The sequence below is a fragment of the Leisingera aquaemixtae genome (assembly GCF_001458395.1).
GTDB classification, from domain to species: Bacteria; Pseudomonadota; Alphaproteobacteria; order Rhodobacterales; family Rhodobacteraceae; genus Leisingera; species Leisingera aquaemixtae.
On record NZ_CYSR01000026.1, the window covers coordinates 22,091 to 41,870 of the forward strand.

Here is a 19,780-nt window from a genome sequence, read left to right on the forward strand (position 1 = left end):
CTTCGCCCGGGCGGCGGACCGCCCGGCCTGAAATTCACCCATCCGGTGAAGGAGTATCGGGGAGACTGCGTAATTTTCGGTTAAGCAGGCCGTCTCTGCAGCAGCCGGGCGGGGCTGGCTGGGGCTGATTTGATGGAAGCTCATGCGTAGGCCTCCATTCCGCCGTCGCAGGAGGCGGCAGGTGCGGGGTGGCGGTAGACCAGTTCGCGCCCGTGCTTGGGGTTGTCGAAGTCTTTCTCGAACACCGCGCCCAGCCGCTCTGCCAGGGCTACGGAGCGGGTGTTGCCGGGGAAGATGTTGGAGCAGAGCGCCGGCAGGCCCATCACCTCATAAGCATGGGTGCGGGCGGCCCGGGCAGCCTCGGCCATGATGCCGCGGCCTTCGCCGGCCGGGAAGGCCACCCAGCCCAGTTCCGGTTCCGGCCAGCCTTCGGGCTGCCAGAGGCCGGTGATCCCCAGCGCCGCGCCTGTATCCTTGCAGGTGATGGTCCAGAAGCCGAAGCCGCGGATCGCCCAATGTCCCACCGACATAGCGAACCAGCGCCAGGCCTCGTTGCGGTCCAGCGGCCCGCCAAATCCCCAGGAGCGCGCTTCATCGGCGAAGAACGCTGCCACCGGCCCGAAATCCGCCGCCTCCGGTCCGCGCAGGACCAGGCGTTCGGTTTCAAGCTGAGGGATGGCGGGGAGATGCATGGCTTATTTCTTCTTCCCGAAACCGCTGAGGCCCGCGGGAAGGCCCATGCCGCCGAGGCCGGGGAGGCCGCCGGGCAGGCCCTTGCCGCCGCCCATCGCCTTGGCTGCCGCTTCCAGCGCCTTGGGGTCCATCTGGCTGGGGTCCATGCCGGCCATATCCGGCATACCGCCTTTGCCGAACATGCCCTTCATGGCCTGTTTCAGCATCTTGCCTTTGCCCATTTTGCCCATCTTCTTCATCACATCGGCCATCTGCCGGTGCATTTTCAGAAGCTTGTTGAGGTCGGACACCTCCATGCCGGAGCCGGCCGCGATGCGTTTCTTGCGGCTGGCCTGCAGGAGGGCGGGGTTGGCGCGTTCCTTCTTGGTCATCGACTGGATCATGGCGATCTGGCGCTTCAGCACCTTGTCGTCCATGCCGGCGTCCTGCACCTGCTTGGCCATTTTGCCCATGCCGGGCATCATTTGCATCATGCCCTCCATGCCGCCCATCTGGAGCATCTGTTCAAGCTGCATTTTCAGGTCGTTCATGTTGAACTGACCCTTCATCATGCGCTTCATCATCTTCTCGGCCTGTTCGGCCTCGATGGTTTCCTGGGCCTTCTCGACCAGTGCGACGATGTCGCCCATGCCGAGGATGCGGCCGGCGATGCGGTCGGCCTCGAAGGTCTCCAGCGCGTCCATCTTCTCGCCCAGGCCGACAAAGCGGATCGGCTTGCCGGTGACGGCGCGCATCGACAGCGCAGCGCCGCCGCGGCCGTCGCCGTCCATCCGGGTCAGCACCACGCCGGAGATGCCGATCTTGGCGTCGAATTCCTCGGCCACCTCAACCGCGACTTGGCCGGTCAGGCCATCGACCACCAAGAGGGTCTCGCGCGGGGAGACCACGTTGCGGACGTCCTCGACCTCCTGCATCAGGGTCTCGTCGATGTGCAGGCGGCCGGCGGTGTCGAGCATGTAGACGTCATAGCCGCCCAATGTCGCCTGCTGCTTGGCGCGCTTGGCGATGTCGACGGGTTTCTGGCCGGGCACGATCGGCAGGGTATCGACGCCGATCTGCATGCCCAGCACCGCCAGCTGGTCCATCGCCGCCGGGCGGTAGACGTCGAGCGAGGCCATCAGGACCTTCTTGCCCTCTTTCTCCTTCAGCCGCTTGGCGAGCTTGCCGGTGGTGGTGGTCTTACCGGACCCCTGCAAGCCGACCATCAGGACGGGTGCAGGCGGGTTGTCGACCTTGAGCTTGCCGGGGTCCTCGTCGCCGCGCAGCACATCGACCAGCGCGTCGTGCACGATCTTGACCACCTGCTGGCCCGGGGTCACCGATTTGGTGACGGCCTGGCCGGTGGCCTGTTCCTGCACCCGTTTGACGAAATCGCGGGCAACCGGCAGCGAGACGTCGGCCTCCAGCAGCGCGACGCGGACCTCGCGCAGGGCGGATTTGACGTCTTCTTCGTTCAGGGCGCCCTGTTTGGTGAGCCGGTCGAAGACGCCGGATAGGCGTTCGGATAGATTTTCAAACATGCCTGCGGCCTCCTGTTGCCGGTTTCAATGTGTGGCGCCCCCGTATGTAGGGGACAAGCGGTCCATGCGCAAATGCCGCCCAAGTCCTCGTGTCCGTCGCGGGGGCAAACCAAACGCGTTTGCCCCCACGGGCGTAACACGCTGGTGGGGGGCGATCCCTGGCACGGGCAGGGACCGGAAGACTCAGATCTCCCGGATGTTTGGGCAGGCGTTACGCGGATTGGATGCCGGAGTCAACCTTTGCGGGGCCGGCGGCGTGGAGCCATGCGTTGATCGCTTCGGTCATGCTGCTGTCCAGCACCAGCACGAGGCGGTGGAGCTTGCGGGTGCGGCCCTCGCTGCGGCTGGTGGCGCTTTCGACCTCGGCGCGGGAGAGATCGGCGAGGAGGTGCTCCACCTGGCTGCTGCCGAACACGGACTGCCTCCGGATCACGATGCTACCACCGGGGCGGTCGAGGGTCACCCGCACCCTGCGCACGAAGAGGCAGAAGGCGGCAAAGCCCAGTCCGAACCAGAGGGTTTCACCGCCGGTGCTGGCAGCGCCAAGGCTGGCGCCGGCGAAAGCCAGGATGAGCCGGGCGGGTGCGATGCCGATGAACCAGGGCGTGTCGTCCAGGATCAGCCGCTCGGATGTGTTGCGGGTGGCTTTCATGGCATCAGCTTTCCCTGCAAAAGGCTGCGGGTCTCGGGGAACCGGCCGGCTGGCCGTCAGAGATGAGCGGCAAGCAGCGCAGCTACGCCCTCTGCGCGCTTGACTCGGAGGGGCGGGCTTGGCCAACATCGGGAGATTGGCCCATTGCCGCACCCAATGGCGGGGCCTGCCCGGAGGGGCGCCGAGGCAGATCTGCAGCACAGGCATGATGCGCGAACGTTAGCGTCCGCGGCCCTATGCGGGCAGCAGCATCAGCCATGGGAGGATCTGAGAACATGCGCGTTTTCACTATTCTGGGACCGTCGCAGTCCGGCAAATCAACGCTGGCCACGGCGCTGGCCAATCTGGACAGCGCCGCCGGCAAACGGCAGGAGGTTGCAGGCGTCGCCGCTTTGCAGCCTTTTTTATTTATGGGGGAGGACTGGGCTGCGATCGACATCGCGGGCGGGGCCGACAATCTGGCGCAGGCGGGCCCGGCATTGGCCGCCAGCGACGCTGCCGTCCTCTGCGTACCGGCTGACGCCGGCGCTGCGGTCCTCAGCGCGCCGTACTTGCGCAAGCTGGAGGAGGCGGGGATCCCCGCCTTTATTTTTGTCAACCGGATGGACCAGGCAACGGACCGGGTGGCGGAGATTGTTGCCGCGCTTCAGGCCTATTGCAGCCACAACATCATCCTGCGGCAAGTGCCGATCCGCGAGGACGGGCAGGTTGTGGGTGCTGTGGATCTGATCTCGGAACGCGCCTGGCAGTATCAGGAGGGCAAGCCCTCGGCGCTGATTGAGCTGCCGGTGGCGATGTATGCCCGCGAGCAGGAGGCGCGGACCGAGCTGCTGGAGGCGCTTGCGGATTTTGACGACACGCTGCTGGAGGAGCTGATCGAGGATCAGAAAGTGATGCCGGAGGAGGTTTATGACGTGGCCACCAAGGTGCTGCAGCATAACGACCTGATCCCGGCGCTGATGGGATCGGCCGAGCACAGGAATGGCATTCTGCGGCTGATGAAATCGCTGCGGCATGAAGCGCCGGATGTGGGTGTCGCGCTGGAGCGGCTGTCGCGGGGCGGCAAGGTGATGGCGGTCGGCTGCATGGCCGATCTGGTCAAGCATCTTGGCAAGACGGTGATGGTGCGGGCGCTGGACGGCAGTGTCGGCAACGGGCTGCCGGTTGGCGGCGCAACGCTCGGGTCGCTGACCGGTGTCGGCTCCGCGGCCATCACCCGCCTGACACCCGGGGATATGGGGCAGGCGGTGAAGTCGGACCATTTGAACCTGGGCTATTCCTACGGCCCGGACGGGGCGGCGCCGCTGCCGGACTGGGCGCAGCCGCGGCCCTCGACCTTCCGGCGGGTGATCACCCCGGTGCATGAGCGTGACGACGCGCGGCTGTCGGGCGCGCTGGAGCGGCTGGCGGAGATCGACCCGGCGCTGGTGGTGGGCCAGGAGGAGGCCAGCGGCCATGTGCTGCTGAGTCTGCAGGGGCCGCTGCACATGCGCCGGATCAAGCAGGCCTTGAAGGACGAGTTCGGCGTCGAGGTGGAGGAGGGGCCGGTGCCGCCGGCGCTGCGCGAGACCATCAAGAAATCCGTGCAGGTGCATTACCGCCACCGCAAGCAGTCCGGCGGCGCCGGCCAGTTTGCCGATGTGGTGATCGAGGTGAAGCCTCTGCCGCGCGGCGGCGGTTTTGTGTTCGAGGAAACCGTGAAGGGCGGTGCGGTGCCCAAGAACTACATCCCCTCGGTCGAGGCCGGCGCGCGCGAGGCGCTGGCGCAGGGTCTCAATGGACACCCGGTGGTGGATGTCTGTGTGACCCTGAAGGACGGCAAGCATCACTCGGTGGACAGTTCCGATTATGCCTTCCGCACCGCGGGCAAGAACGCGGTGAGGGAGGCGCTGGCGGAGGCTGGCGCGGTGCTGCTGCAGCCGATTATGCGGGTGCAGATCCATGTGCCGTCGGTCTTTACCGGCGGGCTGGTGCCGGTGGTGAGCGGGATGAAGGGGCAGATCCTGGGCTTTGAGGCCGAGGATGGCGTTGCCGGCTGGGACGTGTTCGAAACGCTGCTGCCGATGTCGGCGCAGGACGATCTGTGCAACACGCTGGCCAGCGCAACCCGCGGCACCGGCTGGTTCAGCACCGATTTCGACCACTATGAGGAGGCGCGGCGGGCGGATTTCGCCGAGGCGTAGGATCGGGTGCGGGCTGATTGCTCGCCGTCTGCCCGGCCGAAAGGCCGGGCCGCGCCCGACCCTCCCCCACGGGGAGGGCGCTTTCAGCACCCGCCCCGAGGCTCGGGCGCGGCCCTCTGTGCATTGATGATACAGCTTGCAATTCTGAGTCTTTTTGCGTGATGTGCGCAGCGACCCGGAACGGCTTGCGGAGTAAGATCATGGATGCCTCATCGGCCTGTCAGGACAGCCTGCCTGTCTCCTCGGATGCGCTGCTGAAGCAGCTGGACGATTGGGGCATCGCTTACCAGTTGCATACCCATGTTCCGCTGCGCACGGTGGAAGAGGCCAAGGCGGTTGAGGATCAGTTCATGGCGCCGGGCGAAAACGCGCTGCGGCTGAAGAACCTGTATCTGCGCGACAAGAAGAAGCGGAGCTATCTGGTGACGCTGCAGCAGGACCGCGAGATCGACCTGAAGGCGCTGGGCGCTGAACTGGGGATCGGCAATCTGTCGTTCGGCTCGGCGGACAGGCTGCTGGAGAACCTCGGCATCCGCCCCGGCGCGGTCAGCCCGCTGGCGATGATCACCGGCGTGGAGAAAGGTGTGACCTTCTATATGGATGCGCAGGCGCAGGAGGCGGATGTGATCTATATGCACCCGCTGGTCAATGACCGCACCGTGGCGATGAAGCAGGCCGATGTGATGGCGTTCTTTGAGAAGACCGGCGTTGCGGTGAACTGGGTCTAACCGGCCCGTTCCTCCTCCAGCGCCAGATCCAGCGCTGCGGCCACATGGGCGGCGGAGGGGTTCACGAACAGGAAGCCCCCGGCCTCAAAGCTGACATCGTCGATTAGGTCCGGGAAGGCCAGCGGCAGTTCGGTGCAGGCCAGCAGGATGGCGGTGCCGGGTTGCGCGTGGCGCGCGCAGAAGCGCAGCAGGCGGTCCTGCGCGCCACTGGCCGCGCCGCCGTGGAAATCCTCGTCGATCATGGCTTGCATTTCGGCAATTTCAGCGTCCGGCAGGGTGTCGTTGGCGCGGACACCGTGTTCCGCCAGCACATTCGCGTAGTTGCGGGCCTGCATGGTGACGGCGGTGCCCAGCACCAGCGCCTGCGCGCTGCCGGTCGCGGCAGTGGCCTTGGCGGCGGCATCGAAGATGCTGAGGACCGGCATCATCACGCCCTTTTTGATCGCGTGCAGCCGGGCGTGCGGGGTGTTGGAGGCAATCAGGGCAAAGTCGCAGCCCGCGCGCTCCAGCGTCAGCATCGCATCGCGGAAGACGGCGTCGAAGGCGGCCCAACTGGCCTCATCCCCCGGGCGGCCGCGCAAGGCGCGGGTTTGGGCCTGTACCACGGATTCGATGGTGATGGGCGGCACCGGCAGCGGCGCGGCCGCGCCGCGGTCTGCAAAGAACCGCCCGGCGCCTTCGCAGATGGCGCGGTAATAATCGATGGTGGAGGCCCAGCCGACGCCGCCGAGAATGCCGATCTTCTTCATCAAATTGCCTGCCCTTGAGATGCCGCTGCGGGCAGACTGGCACGGCAGCGGTGGGCTGCCAAACGTAAAAAAGCCGCCAGCGCTCCGCAGGGAATGCTGGCGGCGGGACCGGGGCGCTGCGGGTCAGGCTGCCAGGGCTTCGATCTGGCTTTCTGCCTTGGCCAGAGCGCCGTCGGCGTCGATGGACATGGCGTCAGCGGCCACGACCTCGACATCGGTGATGCCGATGAAGCCCAGCACGTGGCGCAGGTAGGTGGTGGCAAAGTCGATGTCGGAGCCGGCCTGGGTGCCGCCGGAGGCCATGACGATGACGGCGCGCTTGCCTTCCAGCAGGCCGATGGGGCCGGTTTCATGGTACTGGAAGGTGAGGCCGACGCGGGCCACCAGGTCGATCCAGGCCTTGAGCGTGGAAGGCACCGAGAAGTTGTAGACCGGCGCGCCGATCACGATGGTATCCGCCTGTTTCAGCTCCTCCACCAGCGAGTCCGATAGGGCGAGCAGCTGTTTGTGTTCGTCTGTGCGCTGGTCCGCGGGGGTGAAGTTGGCCCCCACCCAGGCGCCGTCCAGCAGCGGCAGCGGCGCGGCCAGGTCGCGGCGGATCACCTGGTCAGCGCCGAGGCGGCTGACGATCCGGGCCGAGAGGTCGCGGGTGACGGAGCCCTCGATGCGGGCGGAAGAGTCGATATGGAGAACGGTGCGGGTCATATTCGTGGTCCTGTGCTTGTTGCTGACAGGAATTTGGGGTATTGCAAATTTGAACGCAACGGCGATCAAATAACAACATTTGTGCGCTGGCGCGCAGTTCTGCTGGCAGGGAGACTGGCATGGAAAACTGGGATGAAGTCCGCACCGCCTATCAGGTGGCCCGCATGGGCACGGTCAGCGGCGCGGCGGAGGTGCTGGGGGTGCATCACGCCACCGTGATCCGCCACATCGACGCGATCGAGGCACGGCTGGGGGTGAAGCTGTTCCAGCGCCATGCCCGCGGCTATACGCCGACGGAGGCCGGGCAGGACCTGTTGCGGGTGGCGCAGGCCACGGATGATCAGTTCAGCCAGCTGGTCGGGCGGCTGAAGGGGCAGGGCGACGACGTGTCCGGTGAGCTGGTGGTCACCTCGCTGGCGTCACTTGCGCCGATGATGGTGCCGGCGCTGAAAGAATTTCAGGACATGCATCCGGGGCTGATCATCCGCTATCTGACCGGCGAGCGGCTGTTCCGGCTGGAATACGGTGAGGCGCATGTGGCGGTCCGCGCGGGCAATGCGCCGGATCAGCCGGACAATGTGGTGCAGCCCTTCATGAAGCAGCAGGTCGGCCTTTATGCCGCCAAGACCTATGCCGGCAAATACGGGCTGCTGAAGGGGGTGGAGGATATCCCCAATCACCGTTTTGTCGGCCAGGACGACGAGGGCAGCCGGGCGCCGTTTTCGCGCTGGCTGCGGGCCAATGCTCCGGCGGAGGCGATTGCCTTCCGCTGTACCGACGGCGCGACCCTGAAGGCGGCCGTGCGCAGCGGCGCGGGGATCGGGTTCATGGCGGCCTGGGAGGCGCGGCAGGAGCCGGATCTGGTGGAGATGATGGCACCGCAGGAAGACTGGGAGGGCACCCTGTGGCTGGTCACCCATGTCGATCTGCACCGGACCAACAAGGTGCAGGCGTTCCTGAAGTTCCTGAAGGAGCAGGTGAAGGACTGGCAGCTGTGAGCGAGGCGCTGCGCGGGCATCTTGCGATGCTGATGTTCTCGGCGCTGGTGGCGGGGTCGTTTTCGCTGGGCGTTATGGTGGCGAATGAGATCGCGCCCGCGGCGCTGAACGCGGCACGTTTCGGCATTGCCGCGGTTGTCATCGGCGCGGCGGCGCTGGCGACCACCGGGCTGCGGCGCGCCCATTTCCGCGCGCCCTGGCGGTTTGCGGTGCTGGGCGGGCTGTTCGGCGGCTATTTCGTGCTGATGTTTTACGGGCTGCAGACCGCGGCGCCGGTCAGCGCCGCGGCGGTGTTCACGCTGGTACCGGTGATGAGCGCGCTGTTCGGCTGGCTGCTGCTGCGCCAGATCACCACCCCCTGGATGGCGCTGGCACTGGCGCTGGGCGCGGGCGGGGCGGTCTGGGTGATCGTGCGCGGCGACCTGGGCGCGCTGGCGGCGTTTGAGATCGGCCAGGGCGAGATCATCTATTTCTGGGGCTGCGTGCTGCATGCCATCTATACGCCGATGGTGCGCAAGCTGAACCGGGGCGAACCGGCTGTGGTGTTCACATTCGGGATGCTGCTGGCGGGCGGCGCGTTGCTGGCCGCCTTTGGCTGGCGGGATATTCTGGCGACTGATTGGATGCAGCTGCCCGGCATCGTTTGGGTCGGTCTGTTCTATCTGGCGGTCTGTGCCAGCTCTGCCACCTTTGTGCTGCTGCAATATGCAACCCTGCGGCTGCCCTCGGCCAAGGTGATGGCCTATACCTACCTCACGCCCAGCTGGGTGATCCTGTGGGAGATCGCGCTGGGCCGGGGCGCGCCGCCGGGCATGGTGCTGATCGGGGTGGCGATGTCGGTGGTGGCGCTGGTGATGCTGCTGGAGGGCGCGCGGGAGCAGCAGCCCGCGTGACCGCTGCGGCCCGCCGCTTGACGGAGGTCAAGGCGCCCGCGGCTGGCCCGGCTACCATGACAGACGCAGGAAACGCGCTCAGGTAACGAGGAGCGTGACATGTTCAAACACATCCTGGTCCCGGTGGACCTGCGCCTGCCCGACCCAGTGTCCAAGGCGCTGGACGTGGCGATGGAAATGGCCCGGATCGAAGGCGCGCGCATGACGCTGGTCAACGTGTCCGGCGGCACCACAGGGGAGACCTACAACGATGGCGCGGCTGAGGAGGTCATGACCTCGCTGGCCAGAAAGATCGAGAGCAAGATTGCCGGGAAGGCTGACGGGGTCAAAGTGGAGGGCATCACGGTCCACTCAAACGACGTTGCGGCGGAGGTGGACGGCATCCTGGCCCGCACGGTGGACGAGACCGGCGCCGATCTGGTGATTGCCGGCAGCCATGCGCCGCGGCTTCTGGATTACATCACCACCTCCCATGCCGGGTATCTGGTACGCCATTCCAAAGCGTCGGTGTTTGTCGTGCGCTAGCTTTCGGCCTGGGTGTCTTCGGCGTTGAGCTCAGCTTCGAGGAAGCGTTCGAAGGCATCCAGGTTCACCGGCTCGAACTGGCCGAAACCCTGCATCCAGACCGACGCCGCGCGCATGGCGTCGGGCTGCAGCTTGCACCATTTGACCCGGCCGCGCTTTTCCTGCGCAATCAGGCCCGCGCGGGTCAGGATCGTCAGATGCTTGGAAATCGCCGCCAGCGACATCTCGAAGGGCTCCGCCACATCGGTGACGGCCATGTCGTCCTCCAGCAGCATGGTGAGGATCGCCCGGCGGGTCGGGTCGGCTAGGGCTGCAAAGACACTGTCGAGGGGATCGCTCATGCCTTCACTCCTATCCACAGCCTGCGGGTTTGACAATCTGTCCTGAGCCGTCAAGGTAGCGGCTTTCAGGCGCGCGGGGATTGATGGCATGGCATTGAAATACTGGCTGGTGATTTTCATCCTCGGCATCGGCTGGGGAATGTCGTTCATGTTTAACGCCATTCTGCTGCGCGAGCTGGGGCCGCTGTCGGTCTCGATGGGGCGGGTGGGCTTCGGCGCGCTGGGCTGCTGGATCTATGTGCTGGCCGCGCGCAAGCCTGTGCCCGCAGCGCCGGGGCGCTGGCTGGGGCTGTTCGGCTTTGGCGTGCTCAGCTATGCCGGCCCCTTTGCCTTTTATGCGCTGGGCCAGCAGCACATCGCCAGCGGCGTGGCCGGGATCGTCAATGCCACCACCCCGGCGATGGCGGTTGCCGTCTCGCATTTCTGGCCCGGCGGCGAGCGGGCAACGGTGCTGAAGTCGCTGGGAGTGCTGTGCGGCTTCCTTGGCATCGTGCTGCTGTCGCTGCCGCTGTTGCAGGGCGGCCAGCCGTCGGAGGCCTGGGCGGTGCTGATCACGTTGTGCGCGCCCTTGTGCTATGCCTTCTCCGTCAACATCGCGCGCAGCTTCAGGGATATGGAGCCGGTGGTCCTCGTGGCGATTGCGCTGACCGGCGCCACCGCCGCGATTGCGCCGCTCGCCATATGGAGCGAAGGCCTGCCGCACGTAACGCGCATCGAGACCTGGGCGTCCTTGCTGGTGATCGGCTTTGTGCTGACCTCGGCTGCCTTCATCGCCTTTTACTGGGTGCTGCCCAAGGTGGGGCCGACCAATATCACCCTGCCGACGCTGATCGCGCCGGTCTCAGCCCTGTTCCTGGGCACCTTTGTTCTGAAGGAGCAGCTGCTGTCAGAGCACCTGTGGGGCATGGCGGCGATCCTGATGGGGCTGCTGCTGATCGATGGGCGGATCGTGCGGCTGCGGATGCCGCGGCGGCCTGTTCGCTAAAATCAACCTTTTGGTTGAATATGGAATCCGGAGCGGTTTGGCGCTAACGGCGGCTGCGGCAAGGCGGCGCGGCTTGCGCTGTCGCAGTTTTGTCCGTATGTTTTCAATGGCTTGACGTGAATTTGAAACTTCAATCCTTGTAATTGACTCCTCAGCCCCTTGGCCTTAGCACCCTTCACAGAACTTCGCGTGAGGATGGCGCCCGTGACCGACGACGACCAAAAGCAGCGCATGGCGCAGCTGGAGGAGAAGCTGGCGGCGGCGCGTAAGGCCCAGGAGCCCAAGCCGCGCGCGGATGAGCATTATTCGATGGCCAACATGGCCTGGCGGATGGTGATCGAATTGGTGGCCGGTCTCGCGATCGGCTTTGGCATCGGATACGGGCTCGACCTGCTGTTTGGCACGCTCCCGGTATTCATGGTGCTGTTTGTATTGCTGGGGCTTGCCGCCGGAGTGAAGACGATGCTTCGCAGCGCGCAGGAGATCCAGGACAAGAAACTGGCCGATGAGGCCGAAAAAAATGCGCAAGACCGGGACTGATCCGACGGGATCGGCTGCCGGCGACAGGAGAAGCGGACCGATGGGCAAAATTTTCTTTTTCGCAGTTCTGGCACTGGTCGTGGTGTCGGGCCTGATTTTCGCTCCGGCGGAATCAAAGCTGGCGATCCACCCGATGGACCAGTTCATCGTGCAGCCGCTGTTTGGCGGTGACCACGTCTCCTGGTACACTCCGACCAACGTGACCCTGTGGATGGGCCTGGCGGTTGCCGCCGTGTTCGCGCTGCTGGTGCTGGGCTCCTCGCGCCGCGCCATCGTGCCGGGCCGCACCCAGTCGGTGGCGGAACTGGCCTATGGCTTCATCTACAAGATGGTCGAAGATGTGGCCGGTAAGGACGGCGTCAAGTTCTTCCCCTACATCATGACCCTGTTCATGTTCATCGTGATGGCCAACTTCCTGGGCCTGATCCCGATGTCCTTCACCACCACGTCGCACATCGCGGTGACCGCGATCCTGGCTGCGCTGGTATTCTTCACCGTGACCATCGTCGGCTTCGTCAAGAACGGCGCCGGTTTCCTGGGCCTGTTCTGGGTGTCGAGCGCGCCGCTGGCGCTCCGCCCGATCCTGGCCATCATCGAACTGATTTCCTACTTCGTACGCCCTGTCAGCCACTCCATCCGTCTTGCCGGTAACGTGATGGCCGGCCACGCGGTTCTGAAGGTGTTCGCAGGTTTCGCTGGCGCCCTGGGCCTGTTCAGCTTCCTGCCGATCTTCGCAATCACCGCAGTCTACGCCCTCGAAGTTCTGGTGGCCTTCATCCAGGCCTACGTGTTCACCATCCTGACCTGCGTGTACCTGAAGGACGCACTGCACCCGAGCCACTAAGGCCAGGATCTGAAAGCTAAGCGGGCGGCGCCCTGACGGGGCCTGCCCACCCTAGAAATCACCACATTCCATCGTAAGGAGAGAAATCATGGAAGGCGATATCGCACAACTCGGTCAGTTCGTCGGCGCAGGCCTGGCAGCAATCGGTTCCGGCGCAGCCGCAATCGGTGTGGGCCACGTGGCTGGCAACTTCCTGGCAGGCGCTCTGCGCAACCCGTCGGCAGCTGCCGGCCAGACCGCAACCCTGTTCATCGGCATCGCGTTTGCAGAAGCACTGGGCATCTTCTCGTTCCTGGTCGCTCTGCTGCTGATGTTCGCCGTCTAAGACCTTAGGAACCTATTTCCTTACGGCCGGGCAGTGCGGCAAAACCCTGCGCTGCCCGGTGTAACGGCAAGTTCCCAAGGAGGACGACATGGCATCTAATACGCAAGACGCAGCACACGGCGCCGCAGACGCAGCGCACGGGTCTGCTCCGGGCATGCCTCAGCTGGACTTCTCGACCTTCGGGAACCAGATCTTCTGGCTCGTGGTCGCCCTGGTCGTGATCTACCTCATTCTGTCGCGCGTCGCGCTGCCCCGCATCGCTGCGGTGCTGGCCGAGCGTCAGGGGACCATCACCAACGACCTCGCCGCGGCTGAAGACCTGAAAGCCAAGGCTGTCGAGGCCGAAAACGCATACAACAAAGCTCTGGCGGATGCCCGTGCGGAAGCTCAGCGCATCGCTGCTGAGACCCGTGCAGAAATCCAGGCCGGGCTGGACGAGGCGATTGCCAAAGCAGACGAGCAGATCGCTGCCAAGGCTGCCGAGTCCGAAGAGGCGATCGCCGAAATCAAGGCCGGCGCGCTGGAAGGCGTGAAGGCTGTTGCCACCGAGACCGCGGAGGCGCTGGTGACCGCGCTGAGCGGGTCGGCAGACAAAGACGCAGTTGCTGCGGCAGTTGCACAGCGGACGAAAGGATAAGGACATGCGCAATATCCTCGCTCTTGCCCTGACCTTTGGCGCGGCCGGCCCGGCGCTGGCAGCAGAAGGCCCGTTCCTGTCGCTGGGCAACACCGATTTCGTTGTTCTGCTGGCTTTCCTTCTGTTCGTCGGCATCCTGCTGCTGGCCAAGGTGCCGGGCCTGCTGGGCAACCAACTGGACAACCGTGCCGCGGCCATCCAGAAGGAACTGGACGAAGCCCGTGCGCTGCGTGAAGAGGCCCAGACCATCCTGGCGTCTTATGAGCGCAAGCAGCAGGAAGTTCAGGCCCAGGCCGATCAGATCGTTGCTGCCGCCCGTGACGAGGCTGCCCGTGCAGCGGACGTTGCCAAGGCGGATCTGGAAACCTCCATCGCCCGCCGCCTGGCGGCCGCCGAGGAGCAGATCGCGTCGGCAGAAGCTTCGGCTGTGAAGGAAGTGCGCGACCAGGCGATCTCGATTGCTGTTGCTGCCGCGGATGAGGTGATCTCCAAGCAGATGACCGCCGCCGAGGCCAACAAGCTGATCGACGCCGCCATCGCGGATGTGGACGCCAAGCTGCACTAAGCTCTCGCGGACACTTGTGAAGTCAAAGAACCCGGCCCAGGCGGCCGGGTTTTTTTGTTGCGGTCGTAAGGAACACGGGGGGCGGAATCGCCTGACTGCGCGCCATCTGGCGGCTTCACCCCTTACCAGTCTCGTGCTCCAGCCGCTGCCGCGCGACTTCGGCGTTGCGCTCAGCCCTTTGGTGGTCGGTGAGGGCCTGTTTCACATAGTCCAGATGCGCCTCGACCGCTTTTCGCGCTCCCTGCGGGTCGCGGGCCTGCAGGGCGGCGTTGATGGCGCGGTGCTGTTCCAGAAGCGCCTCATAGGTGGTGTGCTGCTGGAACATGATCCGGCGGTTGTAGAACACGCCCTCGCGCAGCAGATCGAACATGGACCGCATCATGTGCAGCATGATGACGTTGTGGCTGGCATCCATGATGGCGGAGTGGAACTGGGCGTCGAGCTGGGCCGCTTCCTCGGAGATCGCCGGGTTGCCCGCAGCCTCCATCTTGTCGAAGATCGCCTGGATCACCTGCAAGTCATAGTCTGACCCGAACCGGGCGGCACGTTCGGCGGCCAGTCCCTCCATGTCGCGGCGGAAGGAGAGGTAGTCAAACACCGCCTCGTCATGGGTGGCGAACAGCTGGATCAGGGCAGGGGAGAAGGCGGAGCCGAGAACATCCGCCACAAACACGCCGGAGCCAGCCTTGGACGCCAGCAAGCCGCGCGCCTGCAGCTCGCCGATGGCATCGCGCAAGGAGGGGCGGGAGACGCCCAGCCGCTCTGCCAGTTCGCGTTCGGAAGGCAGGCGCTCGCCCGGGGACAGGATGCCGCGCAGGATCAGCTGCTCGATCTGCTTGACGACGGAGGCGGAGAGCTTCTCGGGCTGGACTTTCTGAAACGGCATCCTGACGCTCATTTAAATTGGTCAAAACATATGACCACGCTCGGGGGGCGGCTGCAAGGGCGGGCAGGGATCACGATGGCTGTAACAGTAGGTCAGGATCGTTGACTTTGTTTTGCACTCTCCTACCGTGGGCCTAGATCATGCGCGAGGAGAGAGGCATGCAGCTGAACCAGATCTTTGCCACCCGCAATGCGCGGATGAAGGCGTCGGAAATCCGCGAGCTGCTGAAGCTGCTGGACCAGCCGGACATCATCTCCTTTGCCGGCGGCATCCCTGATCCGGCGCTGTTCCCGGCGGATGAATTCGCCGAGGCCTTCCAGGCTGCGCTGGCGCCGGAGCGGCAGGCACAGGCGCTGCAGTATTCGGTGAGTGAGGGCTACCTGCCGCTGCGCCAGTGGATCGTGGCGGAGATGGCGAAGATCGGGATTGTCTGCGAGGCGGACAACGTGCTGATCACCTCCGGCTCCCAACAGGCGCTGGATTATCTGGGCAAGCTGTTCCTGTCGCCGGGCGACACCGCACTGGTGGGCTGGCCGACGTACCTGGGGGCGCTGGCGGCCTTCAACGCCTATGAGCCGCGCTATGACCGGCTGTCGCTGACCGGAAACCGCACGGCGGAGAGCTATACCGAGGGCGCGGAGGCGGCCGGAAGTGCGGTGAAGTTCGTCTACCTTTCGCCGGATTTCGCCAATCCGACCGGGGAGACGCTGGACCGGGCCGGGCGGCTGCGGCTGCTGGAGCTCGCAGATACGCTGGACTGCGCCGTCATCGAAGACGCGGCTTATCAGTCGCTGCGCTATGACGGCGCGCCGGTGCCGCCGGTTCTGGCGCTGGAGCTGGAGCAAAAGGGCTCGATCGAGGATTGCCGGACGGTCTACTGCGGTACCTTCAGCAAGACGCTGGCGCCGGGGCTGCGGATCGGCTGGGCGGTGGCGGCCAAGCCGGTGATCTCGCAGATGGTGCTGCTGAAACAGGCCGCTGATCTGCATACCTCGTCGATCAACCAGATGGCAGTGCATGGCGTGGCTGCAGCCTGTTTCGATGAGCATGTCGAGCAGCTGCGTGCGGTCTATCAGCGCCGCCGGGACGTGATGCTGGCGGCCCTGGAGGAGCACATGCCGGAGGGCGTGGCGTGGACCCGGCCGGAGGGCGGCATGTTCGTCTGGATGACCTTGCCGGAAGGTGCGAACGGGGCGGACCTGCTGGCCCGGTCACTGGAGACGGAGAAGGTGGCCTTTGTCCCCGGACAGGCGTTTTTTGCCGATGGCAGCGGCCAGAATACGATCCGGCTGAGCTTTTCCAACTCCAACCACACGGCCATTGAGGACGGGATTGCCCGGCTGGGACGGCTGTTGCGGTCCGCCTGACGGCCAAACAGCTCCGGCTTGGCAAAAGACCGCCGGAACGGGCAGTTTATCCACAAGATATAGTGTGGATTGATCCGCATTCGCCCCGATTTGGGGGTGCGGAGCGTTGACACACGCGATAAGACCCGCTGAACTTTCTCCATACGGAATCACGAAGGGGCAGCTTTGCGGTTTTCCAAGCTCAGGCTGAACGGCTTCAAAAGCTTTGTTGATCCTACCGAACTGGTCATAGCCGATGGGCTGACAGGGGTTGTGGGTCCAAACGGTTGCGGCAAATCCAATCTTCTCGAAGCGTTGCGCTGGGTGATGGGCGAGACCCGCGCCAAGGCGATGCGCGGCGGCGGCATGGAGGATGTTATCTTTGCCGGCACCACGTCGCGGCCCGCGCGCAACTTTGCCGAGGTGAGCCTGCAGATCGACAACTCAGAACGGCTGGCGCCCTCCGGGTTCAATGACAGCGATATTCTGGAGATCGTGCGGCGGATCACCCGTGATGTGGGCAGCGCCTATAAGTCCAACGGCAAGGACGTGCGGGCGCGTGACGTGCAGATGCTGTTTGCCGATGCCTCCACCGGGGCGCATTCGCCGGCGCTGGTGCGGCAGGGGCAGATTGCCGAGCTGATCAATGCCAAGCCGAAGGCGCGGCGGCGGATCCTGGAAGAGGCGGCGGGGATCTCCGGCCTGTATCAGCGGCGTCACGAGGCGGAGCTGAAGCTGAAGAACACCGAGGCCAACCTGCTGCGTGTCGATGACGTGATCGAGCAGTTGGCGGCGCAGCTGTCGCAGCTGGCCAAGCAGGCGCGGCAGGCACAGCGCTATCGCGAGATCGGCGAAAAGCTGCGGTTGTCCGAAGGCATGCTGCTGTACCGGCGCTGGCGCGAGGCGGATGAGGCGCGGCTGGCCTCCGAGGATGAACTGCGGGCGCGGGTCGAGCAGGCGTCGAAGGCCGAGGCGCTGGTGCGCGCGGCCGCGGCGCAGCGCGGCACGTTTGAGGAAAAGCTGCCGCCCCTGCGCGAGGAGGAGGCCATCGCCGCCGCCGTGCTGCAGCGGCTGGTGGTGCAGCGGGATTCGCTGAGCGATCAGGAGGCGCAGGCGCGCCAGGCGATCGAGCGGCTTAGCAGCCGGATTGTCCAGCTGGGCAATGACATTGAGCGCGAGTCCGGGCTGAACAACGACGCGGGCCAAACCATTGAGCGGCTGGAATGGGAGCAGCGCGAGCTGTCCAAGGCCGGCGACGGGCACGACGGCAGGCTGGCCGAGGCGGCGGAGCTGGCCCGCGATGCGGGGTCGATCCTGCAGGCGCGCGAGGACCATCTGGCGCAAGTGACCGAGGATGTCGCCCGTCTGGCCGCGCGCCACCAGTCGGCACGCCGTGCGGTCGAGGATTGCCAGCGGGCGCTTGGCCGCTCGGAAGGCGAGGCGGAAAAGGCCCGTGCCGCACAGGGCGAGGCGCGACAGGCCCTGAGTCTGGCGGCGGAGAAGTTCGAGGCTGCCATGACGTCCGAAGAGGAGGCCCGCGAGGCCTCTGAAGCGGCGGAGGAGGCGCTGGCGGCTGCGGACGAGCTGCGGACGGAGACCCAGAGCCTTGAGGCGGAGGCGCGCTCGCAGCGGTCGGAAGCCGAAGGCGAGCTGGGCGCGTTGCGCGCCGAGGTGACCGCGCTGGCCAAGCTGGTGGAGCGCGACACGGCCGAGGGCGGCCAGATCCTGGACGAGCTGACCGTGGCGCCGGGCTACGAAAAGGCGCTGAGGGCGGCTCTGGCCGATGACCTGCGGGCGCCGTTGGCGGAGGCGGACGGGCCGACCGGCTGGGTGTCCCTGCCGGGCTATGACCACGATGCAGAGCTTCCGGAGGGCGTGCAGCCGCTGGGGCTGTTTGTCTCCGGGCCGGAGGCGCTGTCGCGCCGGGTGGCGCAGATCGGGCTGGTGGATGGCGATGCCGCCGCCGGGCTGCAGCCGCAGCTGAAGCCGGGGCAGCGGCTGGTGACGGTTGAGGGCGACCTGTGGCGCTGGGACGGCTACCGCGCCTGGGCCGAGGATGCCCCGAGCGCCGCCGCGCTGCGGCTGGAGCAGCTGAACAAGCTGGAAGCGCTGAAGCAGGACATGGAGCGCGTCAGCGCCAAAGCCGAGGGCGCCCGCGGCGCGCATGAAATGCTGCTGCGCAAGCTGGAAGAGGTGACGCTGGCCGACCAGAACGCCCGCCAGGCGCGCCGGGTGGCGGATCAGCGGGTGGCGGATGCGGCCCGCGCGCTGAGCCGGGCGGAGGCGGACCGCAACCTGGCCGATGGCAAGCTGGAAACTCTGGGCATTGCGGTTTCCCGCCACGAGGAAGACGCACTGAATGCCAGCCTGCAGCTGAAAGAGGCGGAAAAGGCGCTGGGGGAACTTGGCGATCTGGATCAGGCGCGCGGGGCCGTTGAGGAGATCAAGCAGTCGGTTGAGGCCGCGCGGATCACCATGCTGACCCACCGCTCCAGCCATGATGAGCTGCGCCGCGAGGGCGAGGCCCGTACCAAGCGCGCGCAGGAGGTGACCAAGGAGCTGTCAGGCTGGCGCCACCGGCTGGAAAGCGCCAAGCAGCGGATCGAGGAGCTGGCGGAGCGCCGCGAGGCCTCGCAGGAGGAACTGGAAGAGGCCAACGCGGTTCCGGCAGAAATCGCCGGGAAACGCGAAGAGCTGAACGAGGCGATTTCCGGCGCCGAGGCGCGCAAGTCCGCCGCCACCGAGGCGCTGATCGCCGCCGAGGCCGAGCTGCGCGACGCGGTTCAAAAGGAGCGCGAATGCGAGCGGCTGGCCTCCGAGGCGCGCGAGGCGCGGGCGCGGTCCGAAGCGCGCAGCGATGCGGCCAAGGATGCGGTGACACAAGCCGCGGGCCGCATCATCGAGGCGCAGCAGATCACCCCGCAGGCCCTGCTGGAGAAGCTGGGTGTGTCGCCGGACGAAATGCCGCCTTCGGAAGGCCTGGAGGCGGATGTCGACCGCTACAAGCGCCAGCGCGACGCCCTGGGCGCGGTGAACCTGCGCGCCGAGGAGGACGCCCGCGGCGTGCAGAACGAGCACGACACGCTGGTGGCGGAGAAGCTGGACCTGGAAGGCGCGGTGAAGACCTTGCGCGACGGGATTGCCAGCCTCAACCGCGAGGGCCGCGAACGGCTGCTGACCGCGTTCGAGCAGGTGAACAGCAGCTTTGCCATGCTGTTCACCCACCTGTTCGGCGGCGGCGAGGCCAATCTGGTGATGGTCGAAAGCGACGACCCGCTGGATGCGGGGCTTGAGATCATGTGCCAGCCGCCGGGCAAGAAGCTGTCGACCCTGTCGCTGCTGTCGGGCGGCGAGCAGACGCTGACCGCGATGGCGCTGATCTTTGCGGTGTTCCTGTCGAACCCGGCGCCGATTTGTGTGCTGGACGAGGTTGACGCGCCGCTGGATGACGCCAACGTCACCCGTTTTTGCGACCTGCTGGACGAAATGTGCCGCCAGACCGACACCCGTTTCTTGATCATCACCCACCACGCGGTGACGATGGCGCGGATGGACCGGCTTTTCGGCGTCACGATGCAGGAAAAGGGCGTCAGCCAGCTGGTTTCGGTTGACCTGAAAAAAGCAGAGGCGATGGTGGCCTGAGTTCTTGCGCCGGGGGATCGGCG

At 65.8% G+C, this 19,780-nt stretch carries 20 protein-coding genes; 13 read left to right on the forward strand and 7 right to left on the reverse strand.

Going from position 1 to position 19,780, the window contains the following annotated elements; genetic code table 11:
• Positions 1 to 140: 140 nt before the first annotated feature.
• The 3 genes from PHA8399_RS12390 to PHA8399_RS12400 form a co-directional block, all read right to left on the reverse strand.
• On the reverse strand, positions 141 to 692 hold the full coding sequence (locus tag PHA8399_RS12390; RefSeq protein ID WP_058286459.1) for a GNAT family N-acetyltransferase: 552 nt from the start codon (positions 690 to 692) through the stop codon (positions 141 to 143).
• Between the two features lie 3 nt (positions 693 to 695).
• Positions 696 to 2,213, reverse strand: coding sequence for a signal recognition particle protein (gene ffh, locus PHA8399_RS12395; RefSeq protein WP_058286460.1), 1,518 nt, complete (start codon positions 2,211 to 2,213; stop codon positions 696 to 698).
• A gap of 211 nt (positions 2,214 to 2,424) precedes the next feature.
• Entirely contained in the window at positions 2,425 to 2,865 is a 441-nt protein-coding gene (locus PHA8399_RS12400) for a hypothetical protein (RefSeq protein ID WP_058286461.1), read from the reverse strand.
• Between the two features lie 275 nt (positions 2,866 to 3,140).
• Between PHA8399_RS12400 and PHA8399_RS12405 the strand changes: the two genes are divergently transcribed.
• Both PHA8399_RS12405 and PHA8399_RS12410 read left to right on the forward strand, forming a co-directional pair.
• Positions 3,141 to 5,048: an elongation factor G gene (locus PHA8399_RS12405; RefSeq protein ID WP_058286462.1), complete on the forward strand. Its 1,908-nt coding sequence runs from the start codon at positions 3,141 to 3,143 to the stop codon at positions 5,046 to 5,048.
• Positions 5,049 to 5,248: 200 nt separating this feature from the next.
• Positions 5,249 to 5,776 (forward strand): prolyl-tRNA synthetase associated domain-containing protein, encoded by a 528-nt coding sequence (locus PHA8399_RS12410; RefSeq protein ID WP_058286463.1) that lies wholly within the window; start codon positions 5,249 to 5,251, stop codon positions 5,774 to 5,776.
• Here PHA8399_RS12410 and PHA8399_RS12415 read toward each other — a convergent pair.
• Both PHA8399_RS12415 and PHA8399_RS12420 read right to left on the reverse strand, forming a co-directional pair.
• Entirely contained in the window at positions 5,773 to 6,525 is a 753-nt protein-coding gene (locus PHA8399_RS12415; RefSeq protein WP_058286464.1) for an aspartate/glutamate racemase family protein, read from the reverse strand. The genes PHA8399_RS12410 and PHA8399_RS12415 overlap by 4 nt on opposite strands.
• A gap of 123 nt (positions 6,526 to 6,648) precedes the next feature.
• On the reverse strand, positions 6,649 to 7,230 hold the full coding sequence (locus PHA8399_RS12420) for an FMN-dependent NADH-azoreductase (RefSeq protein ID WP_058286465.1): 582 nt from the start codon (positions 7,228 to 7,230) through the stop codon (positions 6,649 to 6,651).
• Positions 7,231 to 7,349: 119 nt separating this feature from the next.
• Between PHA8399_RS12420 and PHA8399_RS12425 the strand changes: the two genes are divergently transcribed.
• The 3 genes from PHA8399_RS12425 (at position 7,350) to PHA8399_RS12435 (ending at position 9,646) form a co-directional block, all read left to right on the forward strand.
• Positions 7,350 to 8,228: a LysR family transcriptional regulator gene (locus PHA8399_RS12425; protein WP_058286466.1), complete on the forward strand. Its 879-nt coding sequence runs from the start codon at positions 7,350 to 7,352 to the stop codon at positions 8,226 to 8,228.
• Positions 8,225 to 9,121, forward strand: a complete 897-nt coding sequence (locus PHA8399_RS12430) for a DMT family transporter (RefSeq protein WP_058286467.1) — start codon at positions 8,225 to 8,227, stop codon at positions 9,119 to 9,121. The genes PHA8399_RS12425 and PHA8399_RS12430 overlap by 4 nt, the downstream gene beginning before the upstream one ends.
• A 99-nt stretch (positions 9,122 to 9,220) precedes the next feature.
• On the forward strand, positions 9,221 to 9,646 hold the full coding sequence (locus tag PHA8399_RS12435) for a universal stress protein (RefSeq protein ID WP_058286468.1): 426 nt from the start codon (positions 9,221 to 9,223) through the stop codon (positions 9,644 to 9,646).
• Here the strand turns inward: PHA8399_RS12435 and PHA8399_RS12440 are convergent.
• Positions 9,643 to 9,987, reverse strand: coding sequence for an ArsR/SmtB family transcription factor (locus PHA8399_RS12440; protein ID WP_058286469.1), 345 nt, complete (start codon positions 9,985 to 9,987; stop codon positions 9,643 to 9,645). The two genes, PHA8399_RS12435 and PHA8399_RS12440, sit on opposite strands and share 4 nt — an antisense overlap.
• 88 nt (positions 9,988 to 10,075) lie before the next feature.
• Here PHA8399_RS12440 and PHA8399_RS12445 point away from each other — a divergent pair, with 88 nt between their 5' ends.
• From PHA8399_RS12445 to PHA8399_RS12470, 6 genes are all read left to right on the forward strand, one after another.
• Positions 10,076 to 10,972 carry a DMT family transporter gene (locus PHA8399_RS12445; RefSeq protein WP_058286470.1) on the forward strand — a complete coding sequence of 299 codons (897 nt, stop codon included), beginning with the start codon at positions 10,076 to 10,078 and terminating at the stop codon, positions 10,970 to 10,972.
• Between the two features lie 204 nt (positions 10,973 to 11,176).
• On the forward strand, positions 11,177 to 11,512 hold the full coding sequence (locus tag PHA8399_RS12450) for an AtpZ/AtpI family protein (protein WP_058286471.1): 336 nt from the start codon (positions 11,177 to 11,179) through the stop codon (positions 11,510 to 11,512).
• A gap of 40 nt (positions 11,513 to 11,552) precedes the next feature.
• Positions 11,553 to 12,356: a F0F1 ATP synthase subunit A gene (locus tag PHA8399_RS12455; protein WP_058286472.1), complete on the forward strand. Its 804-nt coding sequence runs from the start codon at positions 11,553 to 11,555 to the stop codon at positions 12,354 to 12,356.
• Positions 12,357 to 12,444: 88 nt separating this feature from the next.
• Entirely contained in the window at positions 12,445 to 12,681 is a 237-nt protein-coding gene (locus tag PHA8399_RS12460) for a F0F1 ATP synthase subunit C (protein ID WP_008553903.1), read from the forward strand.
• 88 nt (positions 12,682 to 12,769) lie between these two features.
• Positions 12,770 to 13,318, forward strand: coding sequence for a F0F1 ATP synthase subunit B' (locus PHA8399_RS12465; protein WP_058286473.1), 549 nt, complete (start codon positions 12,770 to 12,772; stop codon positions 13,316 to 13,318).
• Between the two features lie 4 nt (positions 13,319 to 13,322).
• On the forward strand, positions 13,323 to 13,883 hold the full coding sequence (locus PHA8399_RS12470; RefSeq protein WP_058286474.1) for a F0F1 ATP synthase subunit B: 561 nt from the start codon (positions 13,323 to 13,325) through the stop codon (positions 13,881 to 13,883).
• 115 nt (positions 13,884 to 13,998) lie between these two features.
• Here PHA8399_RS12470 and PHA8399_RS12475 read toward each other — a convergent pair whose 3' ends face one another.
• Positions 13,999 to 14,769: a FadR/GntR family transcriptional regulator gene (locus PHA8399_RS12475; protein ID WP_058286475.1), complete on the reverse strand. Its 771-nt coding sequence runs from the start codon at positions 14,767 to 14,769 to the stop codon at positions 13,999 to 14,001.
• Positions 14,770 to 14,927: 158 nt separating this feature from the next.
• Here PHA8399_RS12475 and PHA8399_RS12480 point away from each other — a divergent pair, with 158 nt between their 5' ends.
• Positions 14,928 to 16,136: an aminotransferase-like domain-containing protein gene (locus PHA8399_RS12480; protein ID WP_058286476.1), complete on the forward strand. Its 1,209-nt coding sequence runs from the start codon at positions 14,928 to 14,930 to the stop codon at positions 16,134 to 16,136.
• A 165-nt stretch (positions 16,137 to 16,301) separates the two neighbouring features.
• Entirely contained in the window at positions 16,302 to 19,757 is a 3,456-nt protein-coding gene (locus PHA8399_RS12485) for a chromosome segregation SMC family protein (RefSeq protein ID WP_058286477.1), read from the forward strand.
• The last annotated feature ends 23 nt before the right edge of the window (positions 19,758 to 19,780 follow it).

Excerpts from the sequence above, each read along its gene's own strand:
- PHA8399_RS12390 (WP_058286459.1), bottom strand. The coding sequence starts at position 692 with ATGCATCTCCCCGCCATCCCTCAGCTTGAAACCGAACGCCTGGTCCTG.
- ffh (WP_058286460.1), bottom strand. The coding sequence starts at position 2,213 with ATGTTTGAAAATCTATCCGAACGCCTATCCGGCGTCTTCGACCGGCTC.
- PHA8399_RS12400 (WP_058286461.1), bottom strand. The coding sequence starts at position 2,865 with ATGAAAGCCACCCGCAACACATCCGAGCGGCTGATCCTGGACGACACG.
- PHA8399_RS12405 (WP_058286462.1), top strand. The coding sequence starts at position 3,141 with ATGCGCGTTTTCACTATTCTGGGACCGTCGCAGTCCGGCAAATCAACG.
- PHA8399_RS12410 (WP_058286463.1), top strand. The coding sequence starts at position 5,249 with ATGGATGCCTCATCGGCCTGTCAGGACAGCCTGCCTGTCTCCTCGGAT.
- PHA8399_RS12415 (WP_058286464.1), bottom strand. The coding sequence starts at position 6,525 with ATGAAGAAGATCGGCATTCTCGGCGGCGTCGGCTGGGCCTCCACCATC.
- PHA8399_RS12420 (WP_058286465.1), bottom strand. The coding sequence starts at position 7,230 with ATGACCCGCACCGTTCTCCATATCGACTCTTCCGCCCGCATCGAGGGC.
- PHA8399_RS12425 (WP_058286466.1), top strand. The coding sequence starts at position 7,350 with ATGGAAAACTGGGATGAAGTCCGCACCGCCTATCAGGTGGCCCGCATG.
- PHA8399_RS12435 (WP_058286468.1), top strand. The coding sequence starts at position 9,221 with ATGTTCAAACACATCCTGGTCCCGGTGGACCTGCGCCTGCCCGACCCA.
- PHA8399_RS12440 (WP_058286469.1), bottom strand. The coding sequence starts at position 9,987 with ATGAGCGATCCCCTCGACAGTGTCTTTGCAGCCCTAGCCGACCCGACC.
- PHA8399_RS12445 (WP_058286470.1), top strand. The coding sequence starts at position 10,076 with ATGGCATTGAAATACTGGCTGGTGATTTTCATCCTCGGCATCGGCTGG.
- PHA8399_RS12455 (WP_058286472.1), top strand. The coding sequence starts at position 11,553 with ATGGGCAAAATTTTCTTTTTCGCAGTTCTGGCACTGGTCGTGGTGTCG.
- PHA8399_RS12460 (WP_008553903.1), top strand. The coding sequence starts at position 12,445 with ATGGAAGGCGATATCGCACAACTCGGTCAGTTCGTCGGCGCAGGCCTG.
- PHA8399_RS12465 (WP_058286473.1), top strand. The coding sequence starts at position 12,770 with ATGGCATCTAATACGCAAGACGCAGCACACGGCGCCGCAGACGCAGCG.
- PHA8399_RS12470 (WP_058286474.1), top strand. The coding sequence starts at position 13,323 with ATGCGCAATATCCTCGCTCTTGCCCTGACCTTTGGCGCGGCCGGCCCG.
- PHA8399_RS12475 (WP_058286475.1), bottom strand. The coding sequence starts at position 14,769 with ATGCCGTTTCAGAAAGTCCAGCCCGAGAAGCTCTCCGCCTCCGTCGTC.
- PHA8399_RS12480 (WP_058286476.1), top strand. The coding sequence starts at position 14,928 with ATGCAGCTGAACCAGATCTTTGCCACCCGCAATGCGCGGATGAAGGCG.